Below are 26590 nucleotides of genomic sequence, written 5' to 3'. Positions count from 1 at the left end.
AAAGCCATATTAAAAAATAGGATTAAATATGATTGCATTAAATGCGGTATCTCATAACTATGAGAATGGCCATAGAATAGGCTTTAGGGACTGGCAGGTAGACAATGGCTCTCAATGGTTGCTGCTTGGTGCATCCGGAAGTGGTAAAACTACACTCCTTCATATTTTAACAGGAATTTTAAAACCACAACAAGGTAGCGTTGTTATTGATGGTACTTCCATTTACGATTTATCTTCAAAACATCTGGATCAGTTTAGGGGTCGAAACATTGGAATCATTTTCCAGCGTCCGCACCTTATAAAAAGCCTTACAATAAAGGAAAACCTAATTATGGCACAACGCTTTGCCAATCTTCCTACCGACTTAAGCAGGATTCAGGAAGTTCTTACTTCTTTAAGTATAGCCGATAAAAAAAATGCTTACCCCAATGAATTGAGTCATGGCCAGTTACAACGTGTATCTATTGCAAGGGCTGTAGTTAACAGACCCACATTAATTATTGCAGATGAACCAACGTCGAGTTTGGACGATAAAAATGCGGCAGCAGTGCTGGAACTTTTAATAAACCAGTCAGGCATTAATCAGGCCACGCTTATTGTGGCTACGCACGATAAAAGAGTTAAAGATGCATTTACAAACACCTACGAATTATCATGAGTCCTTTAAAGATAAGCTGGAAAAGCATCTGGTCTAAGCCACTATCATCAGCGTTAAACATTATACTGATTGCTTTTGGAACTGGTATCCTAACCATACTGTTGCTTGCTTCAAAACAAATCAGTGATAAGCTGGAAAACAATTCTAAAGATATTGATCTGGTAGTGGGTGCTAAAGGCAGCCCATTGCAACTCATATTGAGCAGCATTTATTATATCGATTTCCCTACCGGTAATATTCCTTTAAAAGAAACCCGGGAACTAGCCGGAAGCCCTTTTGTTAAAAAAGCAGTACCACTGGCTCTTGGAGATAATTACAATGGAGTCCGCATTGTAGGTACCGACTCCAATTTTGTTGGCATTTATAAGCTTAAGATTAAAGAAGGTAAATTCTGGCAAAGCGATTTTGAAACCACTATTGGAAGCTCTGTTGCTCAAAACCTAAAACTGAAGATAGGCGATACTTTTTTTGGTGCACATGGCCTTACGGGAAGTACTGATGTCCATAAAACCCATGCCTACAAAGTTGCAGGCATTTTAACACCACAAGGAAACGTTACCGACAATCTGATATTAACAAACATTTCGAGCGTTTGGAAAATGCACGATCCTCAAGAAGAAAAAGAGCATGATCATGGTGATGATCATCATCATGATTCAAAAGATCATAAAGAAGAGGCTCCTGAAATTCAGAACAAAGAAATCACTTCCCTACTAATCCAGTATCGTTCACCAATGTCAGTTGTTATGTTTCCTCGTATGGTAAATGAATCTACAAATATGCAGGCTGCCTCTCCCGCTCAGGAAAGTACCAGATTGTTTTCTTTAATAGGCGTTGGTGTGGATACCTTGCAATGGTTTGCCCTACTTATTATGTTCATTGCTGCAATAAGTGTATTTGTAAATCTGTACAACTCATTAAAAGAAAGAAGTTATGATTTGGCCATTATGCGTACACTAGGCGCATCCAGAACTAAGCTGTTTCTGATTGTAATTGCCGAAGGGATTATGCTTACTTTAGCAGGTACAATTATTGGAATAGCATTAGGGCATTTGGCATTAGAATTTATTGGAAGCAATCAGGAAAGCAGTCAGGCGCGATTAACCGGATTCATTTTACTTGGCGATGAGGCATATTTATTTGCAGCCGGACTTGCTATTGGTATATTTGCAGCCGTAATACCTGCTGTACAAGCTTATAGATCAAATATCTCTAAAATATTGTCGAAGAATTAAAACAAACATTTATGGTAAAAAATATTGTGCTCTTCTTATTACTTTTTACTGGTCTGGCCGTTAAAGCACAGCACAATCCTGATGATCAGGTAATGTCTGACAACTGGGATGTTATTGGCAGTGTGGATTTTAAAATCATTAAGGATACAGAGATGATTGCGATTTATAATAACAATATAAAAAAATTCGCAAACAAGCCCTTTGAACTTGAAGGTTATATTGTTCCAATTAAAGATGGAATGAAACAGACCAAGTTTATGCTTTCTACTTTACCAATTAATCAATGCTATTTCTGCGGTAAAAATGGAGTACCTATTATGGTATTGGTAGAGATGACAGAACCCATAAAATTCACGTATCAGACAATAACTGTTAAGGGAACTTTAAAATTAAATACTGGAAATGCAATGGATAACCCGCCAATCGTTTTATCTGCTGCAAAACCAATATAAATAAGCCAACATGATAGATCCAGCTAACATATTAAAGACGCACGATTTAAAGCACACCAAACAAAGGGTTCGCGTACTCGAAGAAATTGCCTTGGACAAAGCTGCTGTTTCGCAACCAGATCTTGAAAAAAAACTCGGTAAGGAGATAGATCGTGTTACGCTATACAGAATATTGAATACTTATGAAGATAAGGGCATTCTACATAGGATAATGGATATGAATGGAACGGCTAATTATGCAATCTGTTCGGCGTCATGTACAGAACATCATCACCATGACGAACATGTGCACTTTAATTGTACAACTTGTTTTAAAATCTATTGTCTGGAAGTTACTGTTCCGAGAATTAAAATGCCACAAGGTTTTACAGCTACCACCATTACCTCAACAGCTTACGGAGTTTGCGAAAAATGCAATAGCAGTGCGGTTCATTAAAAAAACCTGATCTTTTTGTACACCCTGCAATTCCCCTATGACCGTCAAATTTATAGCGCGTCTAATTAAAAACCCCTTACCTTATTTTCCGACATCCGGATTCTATTTCTGAATCCGAGGAGAAAAATAAGGTAAGGGGTTTTTAAGCAATTAGCTATTAATGACCAGAATGGCCATCAGCACCATGGGCATGACCATGACTCAATTCTTCTTGAGTAGCCTCACGTACAGTTAAAATCTTACCTGCAAATATTAAGTTTTTACCAGCCATTGGGTGGTTTAAATCTACAGAAATAACATCTTCATGAACAGCGGTAACGCCAGCTCTGAAATGGTTACCTTGATTATCTTGCAAAGGTATAACATCACCTACCGATGGTAATTCAACATCTTTAAACATATCTTTAGGCAAGTCTGCATAAGCTCCTGGATCTAATTCACCGTATCCATCAGCCGCACTAAGCTCAAAGCTATATTCATCACCAACGTTTAGGCCACCTAAATGCTCTTCAAATTTAGGCAACATCATTCCTGTACCATAAAGAAATACTAATGCATTTTGCTCATCTGCTTTCTCTACAAAAACTTGTTGTCCTTCTTCATTAGTCGTATGCAATTCGTACGTTAATGATACTACTGTATTGGGTTTAATACTCATTATGATGTTATTTAGTTATCAATTGTAATGCTTCGTCAACGGTAGCTACCGGCAACTGGCACGCTTTATTTCGGCAAATATAGATTTTTGTTTCAATGCTTTGCTTATCTTTTAACAAAGGTAGGTTCGAATTTGTTCCGGCCAATGTAATTTTATTGGGGATGTAATGTGCATTTAGTTCTTTTTTTATGTCATATACCTTACTCCCTGTTATTGCTACCTCATTAATTCCGAATACTTCATTAAGCAATTGAATTGCCCAGTTAGAATATGCCGAGCCATAAGTTTTTATTTGAGGATGTACAGCAGCAAGCATAGCTGAAGCCTTGCTCACATATTGATCATTATCAAACAACAGTCCTAAAATATGTAAATTCTGAGCCATTGTGGAGTTCGAAGAAGGAATCACATTATCCATTATCTCATGTTTACGTGCAATAAGAGTTTCGCCGCTGGCCGAAGTATAAAACAGCATCGGGCTATCCTTATCTTCAAAGTTTACCAATACATAATCTGTTAGTTGCTTAGCCTCGTTAAGCCAGCGCTCATCATAATCTGATTGATAAAGGGCTATTAAAGCTTCAATGAAGAAAGCATAATCGTCCAAAAATCCAGGAATGGTTACTTTTCCATTTTTAAAGTTACGGTAAAGCCCACCATCAGAACCACGTAAATTTGCCAGAATAAAGTCGGCAGCCCTTTTTGCCAGGTCATAATAATGTGGCATACCAAAAATACCTGAACTTTCGGCTAAACCCTTAATGGCCATTGCGTTCCACGCCGTCAAGCATTTATCATCTAATCCTGGTCGTACCCTTTTACTGCGTGCTTGTAATAGTTTAGCCTTTGCCTCCTTTATTTTTGCCTGAAGCTCCATTACCGTAATTCCTTTTACATCTGCATATTCCTCTTCCATAAATTTCCTTAAAAGAATATTGGTATCTTCTTCTTCCCAGTTTCCATCACTTGTAACATGATAATAATCTGCCAGCAGATGGGCATCCACTCCAACTACAGTATCAAACTCTTCCTTTTCCCACACATAAAACTTGCCCTCAACACCTTCACTGTCGGCATCCAAAGCAGAATAAAACAAGCCCTCTGGCGATGTCATCTCCCTTTCAAGCCAGTCAATGGTTTCAATAACTACATCCTTAAACAAGGGGGATTTGGAATACTGGTAAGCTTCAGCATAAAGACTAATGAGCTGCCCATTATCATAAAGCATTTTTTCGAAATGAGGAACATGCCATTTACCATCAACAGAATATCTGGCAAAGCCTCCACCTACATGATCATAAATACCGCCTAAGGCCATTTTTTCCAGGGTAAGCAAAGTTGATACATGAGTAGCATCATCCTCCATCAGGTGGCTATACCTCAGCATGAACTGCCAATTATTAGGCAATGGGAATTTCGGGGCACGATTATAGCCACCCTCTGCAATATCAAAATATCTTTTCCAGGGCTCAATAATTTCTGTCAGTTGAACCTTGGTATATTCATCCACTTTAACATTTGGAATAACCTTTTCAGAATTCCGAATTCCATCCGTAAGCCTATCGGCATACTGTTTAGCTTTATCAGGCTCATTAGCCCATAAATTAGCAACACTTAATAAAACACTAATCCAATCATCTTTTTTAAAATAAGTACCACCGTAAATTGGTCTTTGATCTGGCAGGCAAATGCAGTTTAAAGGCCAGCCGCCGCTACCTGTCATTAACTGTATTGCCATCATGTAAATCTGATCTATATCCGGTCGCTCTTCCCTATCCACTTTAATACACACAAAGTGCTGATTCATAACCTCAGCAACATCGTGTCTTTCAAAACTTTCGCGCTCCATAACATGGCACCAATGACAGGCCGAATATCCTATACTAACCAATATTAATTTATTTTCCTGCTTCGCCTTTTGCAAAGCTTCTTCTCCCCATTCGTACCAATTTACAGGGTTGTAGGCATGTTGCAATAGGTAAGGTGATGAAGCTTTAATTAAATTATTAGGTTCTGAATTCATACTATAAAGGTAAAAAGATAAGTTGTATTTTTACAGTATACCTCTGATAACATGAAGATTACAAATATCGAAATTTATCGTTTCAGCATACCAACAGAGCCGTTTGTAATAGCAACCGGCACTATGTATTTCGCTCAGAATGTGCTCATTAAAATCTACACAAGCAATAACATTTACGGCATAGGGGAATGCTCAGCCTTTCCTATGATTGTTGGCGAAAGCCAGGAAACCTGCATCGCAATGGCCAAAGAGTTTGCCAGGATTCTAATTGGTAAAGATCCGCTCGACATACCCGAAAGGATGAATGACTTACTAGGATTTGCCGCTCACAACAGCACCATCAAAAGTGCATTTGATATGGCCTTATTTGATATTGCAGCAAAGCATAACAAACAGCCACTTTATAAATATCTGGGAGGCGAAAAACGTATTGTAGAAACGGATATGACCATAGGTATTGATACTCCGGAAAATATGGCAACCACTGCTATAGAATTAAAAGCCAGGGGATGCGGTATCATCAAGATAAAACTAGGCAAGGATGTACACAGTGATATAGAAAGGGTGAGTCTGATCAGGCAAGCAGTTGGAAAAGAAGTAATCCTGAGGCTTGATGCGAATCAAGGTTGGAGCTTTGATGAAGCCCTGTATGCACTTGGCGCATTGGAAAATTTTGACATTCAGTTTTGCGAGCAACCAATGCGTACCTGGTTTGACGATAAATTACCTGAACTAAAAGCGAACTCCCCTGTAAAAATTATGGCAGATGAAAGTTGCTACAACCATCACGACGCGCGAAAGCTGATAAACAGCGGCTCTGTTGATTATCTTAATATTAAGTTTTCAAAATCAGGAGGTATACTAGAGGCACAAAAGATTCATGAAATTGCTTTGCAAACCGGAACAAAGTGTATGATAGGTGGAATGCTTGAAAGTAGAATAGCAATCAGTGCAAATATGCATTTTGCTTTGGCTAGTCCAAATGTTGTTTTCTTTGATTTAGATTCTTGCTTGCTCGGGCATCTGGTTGACCCCGTAATTGGCGGCATTACCTATAATGGATATTTTGTTGAGGTCTCTGATACTCCCGGGCTTGGAGCAGATGCAGCCCCTAAGTTCCTGAAAACATGCGAAAAATGGATTATTTAAATAATTAAGCCTTATTGCAACTGCAATAAGGCTTAATTATACCTTACTGGCTTTTCTTCTTAAAAAGCCCATTAAGCTTATCAGCAATTGCATTTTTTGCCTTTTCTGTTGCTTGCGCTTTTATCGTATCAACCTTGGCCTGAGCCACTGCTTTAATCTCTTCCTTTTTCTCTGCAACTACCTGGTTAACGGCTTCCTTAGCTCCCGCTTTTGCATCACCTGCACCATATTTTAAGTTAATGGTTGGTTTCAGAATAGTACCTCCTAAAACTGCATTTACCTTTATAGTCTCGCTCATAGCAACATTAGTACCGGCCTTGCTGTTCAGCTTTGCAATAAATGCATTTGCAGTTTCATTTGCTTTTGCACCCAGCATAGCCCTTGGAACATTTAATCCAAGCTGATAATCCATAGTCTGATCCAGACCATTTGAACCCTGCACATTCATTAAAACACCTTCTTTCTTAATATCAAAAGGCGCAACATTTAAACGACCATCTTTAATTTTGAATTTGGTAAGTACATTGTTTAGCTCCAGCTTTTTAAATTTATCAGAACTTAAAGCAGATGCAAGCTTATTTAAAGGCTCAAATCCATCAAGTACCGCCTGAATAATATTTGTTAAGCCCTCCGCATTTATAGAAGAATAAACAGGCATCATATTCTGATCCAAATCAGAATTGAATTTTAAATTGGTAGAGAATACTCCTTTTGCAAATTTGGCAACAGGAGCCAGTAATTTCACGGTATTGAAAGCTGTAAACGCCTTTTGAATGTCCATTTTCTCTATACCAAAATCAACATCAACTTTTGGTTTCTTAGGATCAATTGTAGCGTACGATCCGTTCATCTTCACCGTACCATCAAGCATATTCATACCCATATCCTTAAAGTATATGGTCTTGTTTTTAACCTCTAAAGCTCCCTTTGCATTAGTAATGTCGTAATTATCATATAACACACGGCCCGCTTTTGCTGTCATATCAAAATCAATGTTTCCGGGCACTTCAAATACAGTTAGCTTTGAATCTCCTCTTTTCTCTGTTTCCTCAGTGCTTTTTGGTCCCATCAGCTCATTCACATCAATTAAGTTCGATGCCACATTAAATGTTCCTTGTAAGGCCTGGTTCTTTTTAAAGAAATAGCTCAGGTAATTATTTACTGTACCATTTGCAGTGAAATCACTTTTACCTACTTTAGCAGTAAGATTGCTTAACGTAATATTTTTAGGGCTAAAAGCCATTTTTGCAGAAGGAACGCTAACAGGCATTGGTACATTTTTACCTGAATAATTGAAATTACTTGCCAGCATTTGACCTGATGCTTTAAAAGCTTCATACTGTCCTTTATCAATAGATGATTTACGGCCGGCTGCCTGAACATCTGCATCCAGAATACCACTTAAAGTCATGTCCTTCATCGGAAAAATAGTGGTCAGCTGTTTTAAATCCAGCTTTCCTTTAAGGGCCATATCTACAAATGGATCAGTTGTAGGATTTTTCAACAATAATCTTCCATCAATTGGTGCATTACCAAACTCCATATGAAATGCAGGTACATTTACAACAGTATGATCCATTACACCATCCGGATTACTGATTTGTGATTTAACCTGAATGTTATTAATTGCAGAAGGCAGTGATGGATATTTAATTTTACCATTTTCTATTGAAAGGTCTACATTAAATGCAGGTAATGATTTCTCATTGTAAGTCCCTTTTGCACTTCCATTCATTGCAAATTTACCTGTAGCATCCATATCCTTAAAATTACTGGCATAAATAGCAGGTATTAAAGAAAGGAAATTTTTAAGTTCAGACTGCTTGGCATCAAACTTAAAATCCATAACCATGTCCTTATCATTTGGCATCGCCAGGTAACCAACTGCCGACAATAGCAATTCATTAAGTTTAATCTTGTTCTCGGCAAAAGTGAACTTCATATTCTTCATATCTATATCAAGAGGAAGATCAGCATCGAGCTTTACTTTATTCAGATAAGGGATTCCACCGTACTTAACAGTTAATTGTTCAATGGCCGATTGAGTTTTAAGCGTAAACAAATCCTGTGTAAAATCGCCTGTACCCGTATGGTTTAAATTGTTCATCTCCATAAAGAAACCTAAAGAGGCATCATCATAAACAACTTTACCTTTTTCAATTGCATACTTTTGCAAGGCTACTTTAAAAGCAGTTTTAGCAGTATCCGTCCCCTCAGTAGCCGCACTATCTTTCTTTACAATATCCCAGTTAGCCAGACCGCTTTTCAGTACCTTGGCCAAAATCCTTGGTTCTTCAAGGTTAATTGATTTTATCTCATATTTTTCGCCCTTAATCACACTCATTAAATTCACATTCAATTGAAGTTGCTTAATGTTCGCTAAGGTGTCTTTTGCAAAGCTATCAATACCTAAAATTGTCAGGTTGTTGATCTTTATCCCCATATCAGGGAACGAACTTATTAAGGTTAAGTCCAGATCCTTAAAATCAACCTTAGCATTTACACTTTCATTAATCGACGATTTAATTTTTGCATCAATCTCCTTTTTAAAGAACAAAGGAATTGCGGCCGCAGCAGCGAACAAAACAACAAATAAACCTATTACAATAATTGATACCTTTTTAAGCATGTATTTAATATATAAAATCTTTTAAAGTTTCTGCATAGCAATAAACACACCAAATTACTTTTATTGATTAAACCATTCTTATCTTTATCCCTCTATAAGTCTAGAATAATAAAAAATCAACATGAAACATATGAAAAAATTAATCTTCACAGCTATATTATTCGTTAGCATGGGTACTATGGCATTTGCTCAACAAAGTGATAAAAAAGTAAAAAAAACACCTGAACAAAAGGCTCAGCTAGCAACAGAAGAATTAACCAAAAAGCTATCACTAAATGCTGATCAAAAGTCAAAAATTGAAGCAATAAACCTGGAAAGCTTCAAAAAAGTAAAAGACAGCAACCCTAAAGGCGAAAAGAAAGACAAAGCTGCTATAAAAGCCGCTAAAGATGAAAGAGATAATAAAATAAATGCTGTATTAAACGATACCCAGCGTAAAGCTTACAAAGAATTTAAAGCAGAAAAGAAAAGCGAAAAGAAAGCAAATAAAACAGATGCGCCAAAAAAAGCTAATTAATAACAACAGCTTTAAAACAGTAACTTTACTGCATGAATAAAGAAATTGCTGTCATTTTTGATATGGATGGTGTGATTTGCCATACCAATCCATATCATTCCCTTGCCTTCCGTGAGTTTTTCTCTACAAGAGACCTTGCCCCAACCGATGAAGAGTTTGCACAACATATGTTTGGAAAATCTAACAGTTACATCTTAAGCCACTTTTTAAAAAGAAAAATTGAAGGCGAGGAATTACTGCAATTAGAACGGGAGAAAGAAGGTCTTTTCAGAAAAATATATGAACCTAATGTTGAGCCTGTTGCCGGTTTAGTAAAGTTTATAGATAACCTAAAAAACAATGGTGCAAAAATCGGTGTGGCAACCTCGGCTCCATATGCCAACCTGGAACTGATACTTAGTAAAGTACCTATTAGAGAAACATTTGGTTCTATAATGGCCAGCGAAGATGTAAAAAAGCACAAACCCGATCCTGAAGTTTACCTTACTTCTGCTAAAAACCTGGGTATATCACCCGATCGATGTATAGTATTTGAAGATTCTTTTTCAGGAGTATCTGCTGGTTTAAATGCCGGAATGAAGGTTGTAGGCGTACTTACCTCACATACTAAAAACGAACTCCCTCCCTGCAATATGTATATTAATGATTATAAAGATTTAACTTACAATACCATTAGCCAATTATTAGATCATTAAAATTTACTTCTTTACAGTAATTATCCTTCCGGTTACAAGTATAAACTTGTAAATCCGGTATAAGCCATCATCAGTAACTTCAATTTCCTCAACCAAACCGGTTTTACTAAATGTATCGGTAACCAGATCACCTATTTTTACATCTTGTAATACGTTTGATGGCGTTTCGCTATTTAATCTAATCATGGGTTTTACTGTAAAAATCTGGAACCAAAGGTAGTTCTAAAATGTTATTTAAACGCTAACCAAATATAGAGAGGAGAACTTGTCGCAAACAGCCCCTAAAATTGACTTTTTCACACCGCTTTACGGCTATGTCTAATCTTTAAATTTGTTTACAATCAGAAAGTATTAAGTTTTCACTTGTATTTAATGGTTAATTAACAACAAATTTTGAACTTACATAAAACTTAGAAAACATGGCTAAAATGAATCCTTACTTAAACTTCAACGGCAAAACCGAAGAAGCTTTTAATTTTTACAAATCTGTTTTTGGAGGCGAATTTAGTGCCGTTCACAGAATGACCGAAGCACCTGAGGCTTCGCAACTTCCAGAAAACGAAAGAAACGGAATAATGCATATTGCATTGCCAATTGATGGGCATACCACATTAATGGCTTCAGATATATTGCCTTCTTGCGGGCATGTTTTAAATGAAGGAAACAACGTGCAAATATCGCTTCACCCTGAAAGCAGAGAAGAAACTGAACGTCTTTTTAATGGATTATCAGCAGGAGGAAATGTTGAAATGCCTCTTGAAGATACTTTCTGGGGTGCTTATTTTGGGAGCTTTAAAGACAAGTTTGGCATCCAATGGATGGTAAATTTTGAACAAGGTCAAAAATAAGTAATCATAATGCGGTAGTTAGAAAAAATGCCTGATGGATTAATCTATCAGGCATTTTTTAACATATAACCTCTCCTAAATAAACACTCGTACTCACCTTATTCCCCTCTTTGCTTACACAATGCTATCAATTATCTTCCATCACCCCAAGCCTAATTCCACTAAATATTCTTAAAAACTCGCTGCAGATCTAGTATAATCTCACACTCCTATCTTCTATTAAAACCTTAACAATTCCAAAAATTTGACATGGATGTAGCCATAAGCATCATTTTTGTGCTTTTATCGTACGTATTGTGTATATGATTATCTTAGCCTGTAGTTCCCCCGTCATCTCGACGATAGGAGAGATCTCTTGCTATCGATTTGTTTATAATTCTTTTGTTTTTATTCTATACTGGCGAGGCGTCTGCCCGGTCTTCTTTTTAAAATACCGCACAAAATAAGGAGGACCACTAAATTCTAAGTAATAGGCGATCTCCTTAACTGATAGTTCAGTAAATTTTAAAAGCTTTAAACTTTCGTTAAGACGTTGCTCTTGTATAAGCTCATAAAGGCTTTTTTGTAAATGATTAATGCATATTGCATTTAAGCGTCTTAATGAAACACCTATACTTTCACTATAAAACTCTAGTTTCTTATGAGTCTTAAAATGTCCTTTCAATAGTTGTTCAAGCTTCTGAATTACCCTCAAATCCGAGGGTAATTCAGTCTCGTCAAAATGAGATATGATGAGCGCTTCTATTTGACTGTCTAAAAACATGTCATTGCTTTTTAGGTTCTACTAATGGCCAGGTGGGAACGCCTGTCTTCATTTTCTCTAATGTTTCACCGAAAACAGGATTTGGCTTGCTATTATTTTTCAAAGCATTTTCCTCTTCAAGTCGTAAAGCTTTACTTTCCCACTCAATAGCTTCTTGCTTCTTGCCTGATTTGTAGAGCAAATTTGCATAGGTATCAAAAGCCTGGAGACTCTTTTGATCAAAATGCTCAATATCATATTTCATAGTTTTAATGGCTATATCCAGCACCTTTGGATCATTTACATATTCAAAGATCGGCCATGATATATTATTGATGTGAAATTTACTTCGACTATAAGCCGTTGTATAATAAAGAGCATAAAATTTACCAAAATTGGTCCAATCCTTTTTTTCCGAAGCAAATCCCATCCGTTCTCCATAATAAGCCTCTAAGCCAATCGCCCCGTACTTGCTTCTAATGGTTTTTTCAATATTTACCCAATCTGGAATCTTTGTTTGATCTTTAACAATAGGGTCTATTTCTTCTTTGATAATTACTTCTCTCACCTTCGTCTCAGCGGTATTGGCTCCAAGAACAATATTAACCATCTTGCCTTCCTTTCTGAATATCTTAAAACCAAAATCATTTGGAGATGTGGTAAACCGATGAACAAATAGGAGATTTTCCTTTTTAAATAATTCCTGATTATTTAAACTGCGAATATATTGTTGAGCAATTGCTTTTGAAATCGATGTTTGTCCTATTTGTTGTCCCAACTCAACGAGTTTTTTAACAAATCCAGAATCTCTTTTTGCATTCTTATACTGCTCATAGAGTATCCTGAATTCTTCTGAACCGGCAATCGCTTTCTTTACTTCGGCGATAAGCTTATTAGCATTTTTATAGCCAACAGATCTGCCTGCTAGGTTGCCTTCAGGAGAAAAGAACAGTATTGTGGGATATGCAGTGATATTGTATTGCTGATCAAGTGATTTCGCATCTGCATACCAGCTTTTAATGAATTCATCGTCTGATTTGGTTTTATCCATTTGGATTTTTACTGAGATGAATTTGTCGTTTATAAAATCGCCAACTTCTTTTTTAGGAAAAATTTCTGCGCTCATGGCTTTACATGGTCCACACCAAGTGGTGTAGGCATCGACGAATATATACTTATTTTGTTCCTTTGCTTTGGCTTGGATTTGATCCCAATTTAAGTTTTTTTCAAAGTTAATACCTTGTGATTTTACTTCCATTCCAACAAATAAGCAAAGCAGTGGCAAGACAAGTTGTTTTAAGTTGTTCATTTTGTGTAATATTTTAGTTAAAAACTGTGTTAAGGTTGTACTCCCGAGTAATCTAATTCCAGTCCATCTTGAACCTGTTTATCTTTGTAAGGAATGCCACGGGTCATCCAGACTGGGGCGGGAGTATTTTTTAAATAGTGATCAAAAAATTGCTTCATTCGCGTAGTTAAATCTATAGCATTATTCCCTCCAACAGCATGTCCATCGCCATCATATTGCAATAGCCATACCTTTTTATTTGCCCTCCGCATTCCCAAAAACATCTCAATTCCCTGTTCAAACGGTACAGAAACATCATCTTTACAATGCCAAATTAATAAGGGAGTAGTTACATTTTGTATGCCGAAAACAGGCGAATTCTCGACATAAAGATCTGGTCGTTCCCAAGGTGTTACGCCAATAAAACTTTGATCTATCTCAAATAATGATTGTCTACTGCCACCACTCCCCTTTTGTAGTCCACCAGTAAGCTGACTATAAGAACTAATTAAGTTGGAACTACCAGATCCCTCACATGCAGCCTTGAATATATTTGAGTGTGTTATTAAATAGTTTGTTTCATATCCTCCAAAACTTTGACCATGAATCCCTAATCTGTTTGAATCAACCCATTCATACTTAGATAAGTATGCTGCAGCAGATACTACAGAATTCACTGTACCTTTCCCAATATGTCCTTTCTTAAAATGTATATCTGGAACAAACACAAGATATCCATTACTGACATAATAAGGAATATCTATAATTGCGCTAGAATAACGCGGTTGCATGAACATATGTAAACCATCACTTTTTTCCTCATAATAGAGAAAAATCAAAGGGTATTTCTTCTTTTCACTAAAATTCTCAGGTTTATAAAGAATCCCCTGAGAAGGCTTTCCATCAAGCATCTTCCAATGATGCAGTTCAGCTGTAATCCAATTATACTTCGTTTCAGGATGTATATCTGAAATCCTTTTAAAATTTACTAAATCTTTGGTCGTAAATAGGTTTATCGACTCATCGGATTTCATCCTATAAACAAGGAACAGATCAGTGTTTTTTGCTTTAATGGGCCAACCTGCACTTATCAAATCCCTTATAGTACCAAGCCCTTTAACGTATGGTACAGTTCTCGGGATGCAAAACGAATAGCTTTGCATTTTACCTTTTCGAGTAATTCCACCCTTCCCAATTACAGTTTTGAAAAAGCCATTTTCTTTAGTATTACGATTAAAACCAGCAATTAGAACAGTATCATTTTCTTTAAAGTTTCTAACAATATTATTATCTGCAACTCCCAAAACAATGCGATTATTACGGCCAAACTTATTCGTTGTGTTTATGGGTTTTCTTCCATTTAAAAGATTCAAATCCCAAATATCGTATCTATCATAAACTAAAATTGATTTGCCGTCTTCAACCCAGCCAACCAGTCCAAATGCTGCTTGTTTATTCGGGGAGGACTTTTCATTGTCAAACAGTGGGTAAGGAAGATCCTTTGAGAGATTTCTAATTTTCCCTGATGCAATTTCATAGCTATAGTAATGATGTGCGTTTGGATCATACCAAACAACGAACTCCTCAGATGGAGATAATTTAACATTTCTAATTATGTGTTTTGAATTATTCAGCACTGGTCTTCTAGCTCCATCCAAGGTAGAAACAAGCTCTATGTTTTGAGCAAAATCTTTATGCCACCAATAGTCAGAAAAATAATTAATCTTTTCTGCTATGAGGTAATTTCCTTTTGGGCTATTATTATTTGATGAAAAACTTAATGAAGAATACTCGTCCTCTAATCGAACTAGCATTTTAGTATTGAGATTTACTACAGCTCGAAATTGGTCCTTTGATCTTCTTCCAACCTGTTCTGATTGTAGTAATTCATCTTTGTAATTCCAAATATCTACACTTGCCGATCCTGTCTTTTTTAGATCATGATTTGCTATCCTTGATAGATTAAAGAATATTTTATCACTTTGGCTGTTGAATTTCAATCCATCTGATCCGATCACGAAATTAGGCTCTAAGTTGGTGACAGTCACAACCGCTTCTGCTTCATCTCTATCATTTTTATAAATCCATATTGAGTTATTATTCAAGTCATTATCAGCATGTCCCACAATGAATGCAATCTGTGTCCCATCATCATTAAAAGCAAAAGATTTTATACTCTCTGGCTTCCCGTATTTACTAGTCCAAATTGTACTTGTATTCTTACTTTTCAGTGAAATATATCGTAATGAATAATCGTTTATCTGTTCATCCTTTGCCTTTGTCTCTATCAGTAAGAATTGGCCATTCCTATCAAAACCATAATTAATTACGGATCCGTAGGTCTTCACCTCATTTGTGTAAATATTGTATAACATTAAAGAATCATTTCTACCTTTGATTTGATAAGCTATCCAATCATTGTTGTTAATTTCAGGATACTTAAATGAATCAACAATACCTTTAAATTTCAAACTGTTATCTGAAAACTCCAAAACAAATAAACTATCTTTAATAGTAAAGATGCCCTTCTGGCTATCACTAGAAAAAAATTCGAGTTTCCCTCCGATGATATTTTTTCTCCATTTATCAAACAATTTTTGGATAACCAACGTGCCACCATTAACTGGCTGATTTTCGATTCTATAGCTTACAAACTTACCATCGTTGCTAATTAAAGGGCAGTTAACATACGGCCATCCATTAAAAGCAGTCGTATCAAGAACAGGCTTCTGCCCAAATCCAGATGAGTAAATTAGTACAAGAATTATAATTAGTATTTTCTTTCTCACTTAAAAAAATTATTTAAATAAACTTAATATCCGGTGTTCTGAATCAAATTTGGATTGTTTTGAATATCACCTAGCACAATTGGAAATAGCTTTGCATTCGGAGTCCAAAGGCCACCTTTTGAAGTGCATATCGCAGGCATAATTTCATCGGCCAGACTTACTGATGAATTTTCAAAGCCAGCCGTCCTTTTGATATCTAGCCATCTATGGCCCCATTCAGTGAATAATTCCAACTGTCTTTCATTAATTATTGCCTTCAGAATAGATTTGCGATCATTTGCTAAGGTATTTTCTAAACCAGCTCTGTTTCTTACAACATTTAGGTCTTCTCTGGCTCCTTCCAAGTCATCTTGATATGCACGTGCTTCTGCCCGAATAAGATACTGTTCTGCTAATCGCAATACAGTTACATACTCCTTGGTATTCGAGGTAATATCTGCAATCTTGTACTTGCATGCGTAGTAACAATTGTTACCATTCCCCGTCGAAAATATGTTTACCCAAGCGAATTTTCTCTCATCTAGGACTTCGAATTTATTCAACAGATCTTCACTCAAATAAACTGGATTATTTTCGCTAAAACCGGAGCCAGGTATTACAAATAGAAAAGCATCTCCCGTATTTCCAGGTGATTTTTGAATCGGTTGTACTTGCCAAATACTTTCTTTACTGTTTTTTAGGAAGACATTTACTAAGGGCACATCTTTTACATTGTACAGTGCTGTCTGGTTAATAATCTGTGTAGATAGAATTTCAGCGTTGATATAATCTTTAGTATACAAACATACACGAGCAAGTAAGGCAATAGCCGCCCATTTGTTAGGACGAATTCTTTCTTCAGAACCGATAGTATATTTTGTTTCCGCATCTGATTTAACATATCCGTCAGTCAATCCCTCTCTAGCCTTCATCAAATCGGAAATTATCTGTTTGTATACCTCTGGCACTGGTGATCTTGCAAGAACAGAATTCTCTTTGTAATCGGTAGTCAAAATCTTTGGCACATCATCATAAATATTAACGAGATAGAAGTAACAAAAGGCCCTAAGGAACTTAGCCTCACCTAATAATTGCTCTTTGACTCCTTTGGAAAGATCATTTGATTTTTCTATTCCTTCAATTGCAGAATTACAGATAAATATATAATTATAAAATTCGCCCCAGAACTCTCCACCAACTATGTTCGCCCTCAAGCGGTTTTTATAATAATCATTTTCTAGCTCCGATCCAAAAGAAGTAAGCACAAACTCATCTGCTGATAACCCTAGCAAGTAACTAACACTACTCTTATAGGATCCAATACTGCTATATGAGCCCATCCTTGCATATAAATTAGTTAAAACTGCAGCAGCAGTTGCATCAACTTTAAAAACGCTTTCTCCTGTTAGAGAGGTCACTGGCGGCGGGACTTCGACCCACTTCTTACATCCTGACAATGCAATGATTAAGAACAAAATTAGAAACCATTTGTCTCTAATTTTTCTAATTGATTTATTTTTTCTACTTAATATCATGATATTTTCTTTTACAATCCAAATTGGATACCTGTTGTTATAACCCGCAGTGAAGGCAATGAACTTAAATTCATTCTTTCAGGGTCTAATCCTTTATATTTCGTAATTGTTACCAAATTTTGTCCCTGTATATACACTCTTGCTGTTCTTAAGTGGATTTTATTTATAATTGAATGAGGAAGATGCCATGACAGGGATACATTCTTCAATCTAATAAATGATGCATCAGTATAAAATGCATCACTGGACTTTGCATTATCGAATTCTGAAGCTACACTAAAATTAGAGCTAAACCTTTGAACAGAGGCAATGTCCCCTGGCTTTTGCCACCGATCCAAAACTGTTGTTGGTTGATTCCCTGCACCAGCGCCAGTTGCTAAATAACCAGGAGATAAGAAGGTAGTGTTTCCAAATAGAAGGTTGGGACCTATTTGTTTTACAAATTGCAGAAAAATATCTAGTTCAAAGTCTTTATACTTGAATGAGTTTAGAAATCCTCCATCAAATTTTGGTGCGGTATTTAAAACCACAACCTTATCTTTCAGATTGTCTGGTTCAGATGTTACATTTCCCTCCCGATCATAAATTTGATATGTCCCTGTTTGTTGATTTACTCCAGCATACTTATATAACTTAGTGATACTCAATGGCTGGCCCACTTGATACAAGAAGCCATATGAAGTATTCTCAATATTTGGGAAAGACAAAAGTTTATTTCTAACTGCTGTAAAGTTGAGATTACTTGACCAATTGAACTTTTTTCTATTAAAATTTATAGTATTTAATGAAATCTCCCACCCAGAATTTTGAACTTTTGCTGGAAAATTACTTGTGATACTTCCAAAACCGGTCATAACAGGTAGAGTAAATGGGAGTAATTGATTAGAAGACCTATTAATAAAGTAATTTGCATTAACTAATATTCTATCTTTTATAAGGCCTAAATCCAAACCAAAATTCATCTTTCTTGTTACTTCCCATTGCAAGTAAGGATTGGGAAGATTATCAATCGTAAGTCCGGTGGTCTGTTGATAAGGATTAGGAAGATTATTTGGCTTAAAAAGACTTAATGTTTGATATTCTCCTATTTGGTCATTACCAGTTATTCCATAGCTAGTTCTGAGTTTTAAAAAGCTTATAATAGCACTACCTTTCTTTAGCGATTCTTCATTACTCAATACCCAACCGAGACCTATGCTCCCAAAATTATGAAACAGATTTTCCTTTCCAAATCGACTACTTCCATCTCTTCTTGCTACGAGATTTATTAAGTATTTGTCCTGCCAATTATAGCTAAATCTTGAAAAATAGGCGTTATATCTATACTTGGTAGACAAAGTTGATCCGATACTAATATCCGATGCTGATTTAATATCCTCTAATGTTTGATCACTTGAATATCCTCGACCTTGCAAGCGTTGTCCATCACTTGTATTTTCTTGAAAAGTAGCTCCGATCAAGATATTGAGCTTTCCTTGAGCAATAAACTGCTCAAAATTCAGCTGTGGTTCCACAATCCACGAAGTGAATATACTGTTAGTGTAAGAAGCGGTTCTAGTGCTTATAGATCTTCTCTCTGGTTTAAATGTGGTTAGCGGGGTTCCAAAATACTCATTAGTTTGCAAATCTGTATATCCAAGATTTGTCTTAAACTCAATATTCTTCAGAATCTTATAAGAAACAACACTATTTCCAATTAGATTTCTAGTTTTGTTTGAGTACGTCAACTCAAAAACAGACAGTGGATTGGTCCATGTCGAGTTCCCTATGCTATTTGGCATCCAGTTTAGACTTCTATCATCATTATATAAAGAAGGTGCATTCGGTGCTAACAGTAGTGCTGTAACTGTTATGTCTGTTTGTGGCAACAAATTATTATCAATTAAGTAGTTTCCGGAAAGTTGAATCTTTAATTTCTTATTAGTAGAAATACTATTAATGTTAAAATGTAAAGAGACTCTTGAATCATCAAAATCAGATGGAAAAACGGAGGTTTGTTTATGGTATGTCGTACTGATCAAGTATTGAATGTTACTTGTACCCCCGGAAGCACTAAGATCAATGTGATCATAATTGGCTGTCCTACCTATTAATTCATTTTGCCAGTCGGTAAAGCTTTTGGTATCCCATATCTTTAAATCAGGCGCATAATTTGGATCGACAGGATTAGAACTTGGTGTATTATTCTCATTTTTAAATGCCTCTGTTCTCATCTCAAGATATTGTTGTGTATTCAGTAGACCCAACTTCCTTGAAACGACCCCCAACCGTTATACATATTGAGACCAATCGTCAGATCACCGGCCTTCGCTTTTTTAGTTGTAATTAAGATAGCTCCATTTGCAGCTCTAGATCCATAAATTGCAGTAGCATCTGCATCTTTTAATACTTCTATGTTTTCTATATCTAATGGATTAATGTATGTCAATGGACTACCCCCAAGAGGACCACCTTGTCCAAGATCAGCACCTCCAGAACCTCCTAAAGGCCCACCTCGTACTGTGCTTAGCATTTGGGAAACATATGGAACACCATCAATTACAAAAAATGGATCGTTGCCTTTCCCGATACTATTCTGTCCTTGAATACGGACAGTTACACCACTTCCACTCATACCGTTATTTTGGGTTATCAATACTCCTGTGACTCTTCCTTGTAAAGCAAGCAACGGATTAGTTACAGGCTGCTTTTCAATATCAGCTGCCCTTACCGTAGATATATTCCCAGTACTCAACCGTTGTGTTGTTGTTCCATACGCAATCACCTGAACCTCATCTAGTTTACTGTCGCTTTGTTGAAGTATTATGTTGCCCATTTCCTTTTGCGAGGTTACTTCTTTGTTTTGATACCCAATAAAACTCACCACCAGTATAGCACCCTCCTCAATCTTCTCTATGTAAAACTCCCCTTTAGCATTTGTACTTACACTCTTTCCTGTGCCTTTAAACTTTACTGTTGCTCCCGATAACGGTTTCCCTTCCTGATCCACCACCCTACCATGCACGTCAATAGCAGCCCAGCGATCAGCCAGGCGTTCCAGAAAGGTGGGTTCTTTTTCCTTAATCAACACCGTTTTTTCATCTATGGTAAATGATAGCGGCTGCCCTTCAAGGCACTTTTCCATCACCTGTTCTAGTGGTGTGTTTAAAAAATTAGCTTTAATAACCTTATCTTCTTTTACTTTGCCTGCCTGATAGAATACATCGTATCCGATTTGCTTTTTAATTTCAGCAAAGATTTGTTTTAGCGAGGCTTTGTCTTGGCTCAGCGTAATTTTCTGTGCAAAACCAGCCGCGCTTACTTGCATTAGGGATGCTATTAGTATGAAAATACTCAATTTCATAACCAGCAGGATTTTAGATAACCGATGCTTATTGGTGCATCGATTATTATCGTAAATAGTGTACATTTGATGTATCTGATTTAAGATTTAAAAATTGTTTAATAGACCATTTTATTTCCATTCAGAAACCGACCGGGAGTGTTACTAGCGCTTCCGGTTATTTTTTTACCTGAATGAAATTCCTGTATTTCCTGCTTTAAGTACTGTTTTGTTCTTTTCTGATCATTGGTTGGTTTGGTTTAGTTGATATTTATTTATTACAGGATGGTTCTACTTTAAAAAAACTGTTTTCCCTTTGATGGAATAACTTACATTACTGATTGCAGCTATCTTCTTCAGGATTTGACTGATGTTATCATATCTTGACATGGTTCCGCTAAACTTCAGCTTCTTTACTTCCGGGTTTTGGTATTGAACATTAACATCGTACCATCTGGCAACTTTGTTCATTACTTCTTGTAAGGTTTCGGTATTGAACATGAAGTATCCGTTTTTCCAGGCAATGGCATCTTCGGGGTCAACTTGTTTAACGGTTATGTTAGTGTTGTCAGTAAGAATGGCTTGCTGATTAGGTTTCAGGATTACCTCATCCATGGTGGACTTGCTAGTGTGAGATCCTGAAATAAATTCAGGATGACGGGGCGCATAAGCAACGCGCACAGACCCTTCAAGTAAAGTGGTTTTGGTGTTGGGTTCATCCGCGTAGCTGTTAATGTTAAAATGTGTGCCCAATACCTCTACTTCTTGTTTTTCTGTAGTTACTATAAAAGCGTGGGTTTTATCTTTTGCTACCTCAAAGTAGGCTTCGCCGCTTAGTTCAACTTTTCGGTTACCTAATCCTTGAAAAGTTGATGGGAATGAGAGTGAAGAAGCAGCGTTTAGCCATACTTTGGTGCCATCCGGCAATGTGATTTGATAGGTTCCTCCGCGAGGGGTTTGCACAGTGCGGGGTCCTGAAACAAGTTCAGGATGACGACCGGTTATAGCAGACGTGTTAACTTGTGTGTTATCGTTATACTTCAGGCTAGTAGCATCTATAATAACTCCGGTTTTAGCATCGCTCAGTTGTATGGTTTTACCATTGGCTAATGTTATAGTAGCAGTGTTTTTTCCTGGGGCAATGTCATTAACAGCCACGTCATCCTGAACTTGTTTCTGGATCCCGCGATCGCTATTAAAAAAGAATAGACCAGCGCCCGCAACCAAAAGAATAGCTGCTGCCGCAGCAATACGTGGGCAAAGTTTAACTGATTTTGATTTTGGCTGTATCTGCTTGTTGATATTCAAAAGAAGACGTTGTTTTACCAATACCTCCTCGTTGAGCTGCTCAGATAACCATGCAATCTCTTCACCGTTTTCGGTATTGTACCAATCAAGCAATTCCTGCTGCTCTTGTATTGTAGCAGTTTTAAGAATATACTTTTCTATTAACTCGTCCAGTCGCTGATTTTCCATCTTACAGTTGGGGTCTATACTGTGATGTACCCGCTCAGCTACTTTTACCCTTAGTCGTTTTCGAAAAAAATTAAATTATTTGTAAATAACATCTTTTGATGGCGGTTTTTTACATCGTTTAATGGCGGGACATATGCCCTTTCAGTAAGAGAAGACCACTTTTTTCGATTTTACTTAGGGATATGTAACAGATGCGTTACTCGATTTGCTTTTGGCCTTCACCAGTTTCCTGCCTTTTTCATTTGATAGTACAATAGATCACTCATGCCGATCTTTCTTACAGGTTTTGTGATCATTATCGTTTTTTCTGAATAATGGGGCAAAATTATCCAAACCTTAAAAGATGGGTATTTATTATTTATAAATACCTGTTAGTAAGTTAGTTAAATCTAATTATCCCGCCATTAAATGATGTAAAAAGTCAATCATCATACGTCGGAACCTCTATTGTATTAGAATCCTTTGATCATTAAACCGATTATGGCGGCCAGCAATATGATCTGTGGCTCCTTGATTTTTTTGCTATACACCAACACTAGTCCGGCTCCCAATGCGATGACGGTTGTCGGGATATCGACAATGGCCCGGCTGGCAATAATGATTACGGCGCCGACCAGAGCGCCAACGACCACAGCTGTGATGCCGTTTACAAACTCTTTGATGCTTGCATTCTTTGCGATCTTTTTAAAGGAAGGGGCAAATGCCACAGTAAACAGATAGCAAGGCAGGAAAGTAGCAAAGGCGGCCACACACGCCCCCGGAAAGCCTGCTACCAGGTATCCGATAAACGCAACAGTGATGACAACTGGTCCAGGCGTGATCATGGCTACCGCCACTGCATCGACAAACTCCTGCTCATTCAGCCAGTGATATTGATCCACAGCACCGCTATGCAGAAAAGGCACAACGGCAAGACCACTGCCAAAGACCAATGCACCTGCTTTTAAAAAGAACCAGCCGAGTTCCTGCAAAGTCTTTCCCTCATATTGCCAAAACCCAGTTCCGGTCAAGATCAGTGCAGGTAAGACGGTACGTTTCCTGATCCATTTGGGCGGTGCTTTGACCAGCATATAAAAGATACCGCATCCAGCAAAAAGAAGGATGTCTTCTTTTTGGGTAACTACCGTAACCACTATACCTAACAGGTAAAACAACCAGAGCAACCACTTGGATTTCATGGTGATAATACTAAGGTCACTTACAGACTTAATGGTCAGTTTATAAGCACTAATGGCAATAATACCGATCACTGAAGCGCTTACCCCATAAAACACGGACTGCATCCATGACAAGCCACTATAAAGTTTATAAGCCATTCCCAAAAGGACGACCATACCAAAAGAAGGCAGAACAAAAGCAAGACCGACAAGTGTCGCGCCCAAAAAGCGGTAATGGACAAAGCCGATATAAATGCCCAGTTGAGCGGCAAGCGGCCCTGGTGCCAGTTGGGCAAGTGCCAGGCCTTCTTTATACTCTTCTTCGGTTAACCATCCTTTATTTTCAACAAGATCACGGTTCATATATCCGACCAGCGCAACAGGGCCACCAAAGCCCCAGGTACCTAGTTTCAGGAAATAGAGAACCAGATCGGTCAGTTTGTAGTTTGGCTGCTGTTTTTCCATGATTAAAAAGCGATACCAAACTGAAAGCCAATGCCGAATGAGGATGGCTGGTCGTTGCCAAACCTTGCGGGTAGTGGGATTGCTACAAAATAACTGCTTCCTTTATTCTTTTTAACGGTCTTGTTGATGACCGGAGTTAGCCCATATCGACCGGATGTTTCGAAGGCTGCCCGACCGGCGAAAGTAAAGCCACTGCCCAAGGCAACTAAAATTCCAGGATGGAACAGGACATTACTCACCTTGCTGCTGCTGCTGGTTGCTTTGATCGTAGGCACGATCTCACTGGAGAAACCGATTTTGGCGCTTTTCCAGATGTTGATGCCAGTAGGCATGCCTACGGTGTAACTGTCCTTAAAGTTGGTGTGCGTCCCATCAGAGCTGAAGGTAACTATAGGATGGACGATACCTACATAGCCTGCCAGCTTTGGATAAGTCTGGGTCGCTTGAGCAAAGGTGCTGGAAACTGTGGTAATGACTAGTAGTATCACCCCTGCAAGAATTTTATGTACTTGTGTTTGCATAGCACAATGCTACATCATTCCGGCAAGCCAAAATAGAACAGGATTTACTCTTGGTACAGAACTTACTTTTTGTTCCTGTTTTTCTTAAATTCAGAGGGGGTAAAGCCCGTTTCCAGTTTAAAGATCCGGGTAAAGTGGCTCTGGTCAGAAAACCCGGTCAGGTAGGCGATTTCAGATAAAGCGTATTCCGAGGTCTCCATAAAGGTGATTGCTTTTTCAATACGCAGTTTCCGGATATATTCACCAAAGGAAAGATTGTCGAAGTATTTGGAAAATTCCCTCGACACATAGGCGGGGTTAATATTCAGTTCAGTAGAGATTCCGGTAAGGCTTAGTGCCAGGTTTGTATCGATCTGATCCTGTATAATGGTTTTCAGTTCTTTTGCCCAGGTGGGGATCTTAGCCCCATTACCTTTCTTCAGGTATTTCTGGTAGACATCGACCAGTAACTGCTCAACCGGGCTTTCGGTATGTCTGACATTCTGGAGATGTTTGGCCCAGGTATATAATGCATTATAGATCATCATACCGGCTTTGAGCAGCTCTTGGTCATCTTTGATATTATAAGCCATTCCTGCTGCTATCGCCCATAATCCTGAAGCCTGGCTCGCAAGGCCATGCTGATCAGTATCCGCAGCCCTTATAATGGGAGCCATGATCTGCAAGGCTGGATCATCAAGCTTATATTTCTCCATCAAAGCATCAAAAGTACACAAGCCATTTTTATGAGTCAGTTCAACGCCTAATACGTCAAATGGAGTTGCATTCAGTTCTTCTGCTTTTTCGATCACGGTATCAAAAGGCACATAATAAAACTGCGCCTGTGGATCAATAAAATTCCTGATTAGCCAGGGACAGGCAATCCGGTCAATCTTCGGTCTTTCGCGGGTGATCCAGTTCATAAATCAAAACTAATTAGAATAAATGAGATTTATATCCCGCCATTAAACGATGTAAAAACCCACCATCAAAAGATGTTATTTACATTATTTTGGTTTATATTCTTTAAAGGCACATTTTAAGCTCTTTTACTGGCTCGGTGTATTCTCGTTGATTAGCCAAAGGTTACCAACTCTGTAAATTTAGGCGGTTAATTTCCTTAAAGTGCCCATCCTTCGTATGTAACTTCAGGTCAAATTGCTTAGAGACTGCGGCTATCCATATATCATTTTCCGGTATTGGCTTGCCCTTTTGCAATAAGGCTGTTTTGATTAGAGCATATTGATTGGATGCAATTTTCGTGTTTCTATATGCATGGATATTATTTTTTGCTTAACAATTCCGCCAGCAAAACAAGCAAAGCACCAGTATCTGGCAGATTCCCTTTTAATGTTTTTAAAGCCTTACCCAAATGGGCTTCAACTGTTTTTTCAGAAATCCCCATTTCTTTAGCGATCTCATGATTCTTTAGCCCTGTTTCTCTACTGTATTTAAACACCAGTCTACATTTTTCGGGCAGGGTTGTAACAATGGCATCCACCTGCTCCTGCAAAAAGCGGGCAGCAATCTCATCTTCTATTTCATAACTTTCCTGATAAGGCATTTTACTGATCATATCAGTACTGCGTTTGCGCTTACGGTAATAATTGTTAAAAACAGTAAACTTAACGGCTGTAGCCAGGTATCGCTCCACAACAAGAACATCTATCTGCTCCCGCTTATTCCATAGGCTCACAAAAACATCCTGTACAATCTCTTCGGCATCAGATTTATCCCGGGTATGGTTATATGCAACAGCCAGCAATTTATTCCAATACCGGTTAAACAGCTCTGTATAAGCCATATGATCGCCCTGCTTTAGCAAAGCCATCAACTCCTGATCAGAATATTTACTATAAATAACCATGAAAAATAAGTCCCTTTCTGTAAAGCTATATAAAAACCACGATATAGTGTTTACACTGTAACAACAAAAAATTGCAAACAAGTTATGCCTATATTAGCTTAATCCGGACGTTAGAAAAAAAACTACCGTGCTATGTGTTAGAACGCTGATGGTTCGCCGAATTATCCAAT

Annotated in this window: 23 protein-coding genes; 8 read left to right on the top strand and 15 right to left on the bottom strand. The window is 37.6% G+C overall.

What is annotated here, in order from left to right; translation table 11 throughout:
* The first annotated feature begins 28 nt into the window (after positions 1-28).
* From CPT03_RS01800 to CPT03_RS01785, 4 genes are read left to right on the top strand one after another with little or no spacing between them, the layout of a single operon-like run.
* Positions 29-658, top strand: coding sequence for an ABC transporter ATP-binding protein (locus CPT03_RS01800; RefSeq protein ID WP_099437240.1), 630 nt, complete (start codon positions 29-31; stop codon positions 656-658).
* Positions 655-1893 (top strand): ABC transporter permease, encoded by a 1239-nt coding sequence (locus CPT03_RS01795; protein WP_099437239.1) that lies wholly within the window; start codon positions 655-657, stop codon positions 1891-1893. The genes CPT03_RS01800 and CPT03_RS01795 overlap by 4 nt, the downstream gene beginning before the upstream one ends.
* Positions 1894-1904: 11 nt before the next feature.
* The gene (locus CPT03_RS01790) at positions 1905-2345 is read left to right on the top strand and encodes a hypothetical protein (RefSeq protein WP_099437238.1); all 441 of its coding nucleotides are present in this window, start codon (positions 1905-1907) and stop codon (positions 2343-2345) included.
* Between the two features lie 10 nt (positions 2346-2355).
* Positions 2356-2781 (top strand): Fur family transcriptional regulator, encoded by a 426-nt coding sequence (locus CPT03_RS01785; RefSeq protein ID WP_099437237.1) that lies wholly within the window; start codon positions 2356-2358, stop codon positions 2779-2781.
* A 157-nt stretch (positions 2782-2938) separates the two neighbouring features.
* On the opposite strand, the gene CPT03_RS01780 is transcribed toward CPT03_RS01785, so the two are convergent.
* Together CPT03_RS01780 and CPT03_RS01775 are read right to left on the bottom strand one after the other, a co-directional pair.
* Positions 2939-3439, bottom strand: a complete 501-nt coding sequence (locus CPT03_RS01780) for a peptidylprolyl isomerase (RefSeq protein ID WP_099437236.1) — start codon at positions 3437-3439, stop codon at positions 2939-2941.
* 7 nt (positions 3440-3446) lie between these two features.
* Entirely contained in the window at positions 3447-5462 is a 2016-nt protein-coding gene (locus tag CPT03_RS01775) for a thioredoxin domain-containing protein (RefSeq protein WP_099437235.1), read from the bottom strand.
* Positions 5463-5513: 51 nt separating this feature from the next.
* On the opposite strand from CPT03_RS01775, the gene CPT03_RS01770 reads away from it, so the two are divergent.
* Positions 5514-6611, top strand: a complete 1098-nt coding sequence (locus tag CPT03_RS01770) for a mandelate racemase/muconate lactonizing enzyme family protein (RefSeq protein ID WP_099437234.1) — start codon at positions 5514-5516, stop codon at positions 6609-6611.
* 43 nt (positions 6612-6654) lie between these two features.
* Here the strand turns inward: CPT03_RS01770 and CPT03_RS01765 are convergent, their stop codons facing one another.
* Positions 6655-9240, bottom strand: coding sequence for an AsmA-like C-terminal region-containing protein (locus CPT03_RS01765; RefSeq protein ID WP_099437233.1), 2586 nt, complete (start codon positions 9238-9240; stop codon positions 6655-6657).
* Positions 9241-9370: 130 nt separating this feature from the next.
* Here CPT03_RS01765 and CPT03_RS01760 point away from each other — a divergent pair, with 130 nt between their 5' ends.
* Entirely contained in the window at positions 9371-9757 is a 387-nt protein-coding gene (locus CPT03_RS01760; RefSeq protein WP_157766317.1) for a hypothetical protein, read from the top strand.
* 32 nt (positions 9758-9789) lie between these two features.
* The gene (locus CPT03_RS01755) at positions 9790-10452 is read left to right on the top strand and encodes an HAD family hydrolase (RefSeq protein WP_099437231.1); all 663 of its coding nucleotides are present in this window, start codon (positions 9790-9792) and stop codon (positions 10450-10452) included.
* A 3-nt stretch (positions 10453-10455) separates the two neighbouring features.
* On the opposite strand, the gene CPT03_RS01750 is transcribed toward CPT03_RS01755, so the two are convergent.
* Complete coding sequence (locus tag CPT03_RS01750) at positions 10456-10638, bottom strand: hypothetical protein (RefSeq protein WP_099437230.1); 183 nt, start codon at positions 10636-10638, stop codon at positions 10456-10458.
* A 233-nt stretch (positions 10639-10871) separates the two neighbouring features.
* Here CPT03_RS01750 and CPT03_RS01745 point away from each other — a divergent pair, with 233 nt between their 5' ends.
* Entirely contained in the window at positions 10872-11300 is a 429-nt protein-coding gene (locus CPT03_RS01745; RefSeq protein WP_099437229.1) for a VOC family protein, read from the top strand.
* Between the two features lie 370 nt (positions 11301-11670).
* On the opposite strand, the gene CPT03_RS01740 is transcribed toward CPT03_RS01745, so the two are convergent.
* The 11 genes from CPT03_RS01740 to CPT03_RS01685 form a co-directional block, all read right to left on the bottom strand.
* Positions 11671-12063: a helix-turn-helix domain-containing protein gene (locus tag CPT03_RS01740; RefSeq protein ID WP_099437228.1), complete on the bottom strand. Its 393-nt coding sequence runs from the start codon at positions 12061-12063 to the stop codon at positions 11671-11673.
* Position 12064: 1 nt separating this feature from the next.
* Entirely contained in the window at positions 12065-13351 is a 1287-nt protein-coding gene (locus tag CPT03_RS01735) for a thioredoxin family protein (RefSeq protein ID WP_099437227.1), read from the bottom strand.
* Between the two features lie 29 nt (positions 13352-13380).
* The gene (locus CPT03_RS01730) at positions 13381-16119 is read right to left on the bottom strand and encodes an alpha/beta hydrolase family protein (protein ID WP_099437226.1); all 2739 of its coding nucleotides are present in this window, start codon (positions 16117-16119) and stop codon (positions 13381-13383) included.
* Between the two features lie 23 nt (positions 16120-16142).
* Positions 16143-17633: a RagB/SusD family nutrient uptake outer membrane protein gene (locus tag CPT03_RS01725; protein ID WP_099437225.1), complete on the bottom strand. Its 1491-nt coding sequence runs from the start codon at positions 17631-17633 to the stop codon at positions 16143-16145.
* Positions 17634-17644: 11 nt separating this feature from the next.
* Positions 17645-19846 (bottom strand): SusC/RagA family TonB-linked outer membrane protein, encoded by a 2202-nt coding sequence (locus tag CPT03_RS01720; protein ID WP_099437224.1) that lies wholly within the window; start codon positions 19844-19846, stop codon positions 17645-17647.
* 20 nt (positions 19847-19866) lie between these two features.
* On the bottom strand, positions 19867-20940 hold the full coding sequence (locus CPT03_RS01715) for a SusC/RagA family TonB-linked outer membrane protein (RefSeq protein ID WP_172954122.1): 1074 nt from the start codon (positions 20938-20940) through the stop codon (positions 19867-19869).
* 306 nt (positions 20941-21246) lie between these two features.
* Positions 21247-22431 (bottom strand): FecR family protein, encoded by a 1185-nt coding sequence (locus CPT03_RS01710; RefSeq protein ID WP_099437222.1) that lies wholly within the window; start codon positions 22429-22431, stop codon positions 21247-21249.
* A 452-nt stretch (positions 22432-22883) separates the two neighbouring features.
* A complete protein-coding gene (locus tag CPT03_RS01705; protein WP_099437221.1) occupies positions 22884-24053 on the bottom strand; it encodes a chromate transporter in 1170 nt (389 codons plus the stop codon).
* 2 nt (positions 24054-24055) lie between these two features.
* Complete coding sequence (locus CPT03_RS01700; RefSeq protein ID WP_099437220.1) at positions 24056-24574, bottom strand: hypothetical protein; 519 nt, start codon at positions 24572-24574, stop codon at positions 24056-24058.
* A gap of 62 nt (positions 24575-24636) precedes the next feature.
* Positions 24637-25476: a chromate resistance protein ChrB domain-containing protein gene (locus tag CPT03_RS01695; RefSeq protein WP_099437219.1), complete on the bottom strand. Its 840-nt coding sequence runs from the start codon at positions 25474-25476 to the stop codon at positions 24637-24639.
* A 359-nt stretch (positions 25477-25835) separates the two neighbouring features.
* The gene (locus CPT03_RS01685) at positions 25836-26420 is read right to left on the bottom strand and encodes an RNA polymerase sigma-70 factor (RefSeq protein ID WP_099437218.1); all 585 of its coding nucleotides are present in this window, start codon (positions 26418-26420) and stop codon (positions 25836-25838) included.
* Between the last annotated feature and the right edge of the window lie 170 nt (positions 26421-26590).

Origin of the sequence: Pedobacter ginsengisoli (assembly GCF_002736205.1) — a bacterium.
GTDB lineage: Bacteria > Bacteroidota > Bacteroidia > Sphingobacteriales > Sphingobacteriaceae > Pedobacter > Pedobacter ginsengisoli_A.
The sequence above is the reverse complement of the archived record's forward strand: the minus strand, read 5'-3'. Positions and strand labels throughout refer to the sequence as shown.